Origin of the sequence: Spirillospora sp. NPDC049652 (genome assembly GCF_040675125.1) — a bacterium.
GTDB lineage: Bacteria > Actinomycetota > Actinomycetes > Streptosporangiales > Streptosporangiaceae > Spirillospora.
The window spans coordinates 1-1327 of the sequence record NZ_JBFAOF010001443.1 but is presented as its reverse complement, the minus strand read 5'-3'; the positions used below and the strand labels follow the sequence as shown (position 1 = coordinate 1327).

General features: G+C 76.8%; 2 protein-coding genes and 1 pseudogene. 2 read left to right on the top strand and 1 reads right to left on the bottom strand.

Going from position 1 to position 1327, the window contains the following annotated elements:
* Positions 1 to 205, top strand: a pseudogene (locus tag AB0J52_RS40945) (L-erythro-3,5-diaminohexanoate dehydrogenase); the annotation flags it as partial.
* A gap of 120 nt (positions 206 to 325) precedes the next feature.
* A complete protein-coding gene (locus AB0J52_RS40940; RefSeq protein WP_500188634.1) occupies positions 326 to 838 on the top strand; it encodes an NUDIX hydrolase in 513 nt (170 codons plus the stop codon).
* 68 nt (positions 839 to 906) lie between these two features.
* Here the strand turns inward: AB0J52_RS40940 and AB0J52_RS40935 are convergent, their stop codons facing one another.
* Complete coding sequence (locus tag AB0J52_RS40935) at positions 907 to 1041, bottom strand: hypothetical protein (protein ID WP_500188633.1); 135 nt, start codon at positions 1039 to 1041, stop codon at positions 907 to 909.
* Positions 1042 to 1327: the final 286 nt, after the last annotated feature.

The window sequence follows — 1327 nt, the reverse complement described above, 5'->3', positions numbered from 1 at the left end:
GGTGCTGGGGACCGCCGCGGGCGGGACGGTCGTGTTCTTCTCGATGGCGACGTCGTTCCCGGCGGCGGCGCTGGGCGCGGAGGGTCTGGCGGCGGACGTGACGATGCTGATCGGCAACGGGTACGTGCCGGGGCACGCGGAGATGGCCCTGGACCTGCTGCGGTCCGAGCCGGGCGTCCGCGCCCTGTTCGAGGGCCGCCTCTGAGCTTCGTCCGGCGACCGGTTGTTCCGGGCCGGTGACCGGGTCCGACGACCCCGGTCACCGGCCCGGCCGCTTGATGCCCGTCCGCCGAGCCGGGAGCCGTGATGGGCGATCATGGCGGGCATGGTGGTGGAAACGGTGACGGTCCCGTGGATCCCGGTCGCGCACCGGATGGATCTGATGCTGACGGAGGACTTGCCCGCCGACGGCAGGGTGGTGACGACGGCGTTCGCGCTGGTCCTGGACGCGGCCGACCGGACGCTGCTGACGCGGGTGGACCGGGCGGGCCGCGGCTGGGAGGTTCCCGGCGGGCACGTGGAGCCGGGTGAGGAACCGGTGGAGGCGGCTGTCCGCGAACTGGCCGAGGAGACCGGGCTGGTCATCCCGGCGGACCGCCTGGAGCTGTTCGGCGGGCAGGCGATCACGCTGGAGGCCGCCGCGCCGGACGGCTACGGCTATCCGGCGCGGACGTTCATGGCGTTTTACACCGCCCGCGTGGACGGCCCGGGCCCCGCGACGCGTCCGGCGCAGGACAGCGAGTGCGCCGAGGCGGCGTGGCTGCCGCCGGACGAGCTCGCGGCTCGCTGCGCGGGCGCACCCTGGCTGCGCCTGCACCGTCACCTGCTGACCCGCTGACGCACTGAACCGCGTCCGCCGCACCCGCTGGTGCGCGGGTGCGGCGGACGCGGCGTGGGAGCCCGGTGTCAGACCGCGAACAGGGCGGCGACACCCGCGCTGATCACGACCGCGAAGATCACGAAGATCAGCGGCGTGAACAGCCCGGGGTGCCGTTTCGGCCGGGTGGCCGCCACCGGGTGGACCGGCTTGTGGAAGTGCACCCGGACCGGCGCCTTCGGCGCGGGCTTGGCGGGCGCGGCCGGGCGTGCCGGGGCGGCCGGCGGCGGAGCCGGTGCGACTGCTGCCGGAGCCGGCTGGACCGGCGGCTGGGCCGGACGCGGCCGCGGCGCGGGTGGCAGTGCCGCGGGCGGTGCGGCCGGAGGCTTCGGCGGCGTCCCGGGCGGCGGAGCCGGGGGCGCGGGAGGCGGCGGTGGCGGAGGTATCACCGGCGGCGGGGGCGGTGGTGGTGGCGGAGGAGGAGGCGGGGCCGGGGGATTCGGAGGCGGC

Bases quoted from the DNA above. Each gene is read 5' to 3' on its own strand.
- AB0J52_RS40940 (WP_500188634.1), top strand. From the start codon at position 326: ATGGTGGTGGAAACGGTGACGGTCCCGTGGATCCCGGTCGCGCACCGG.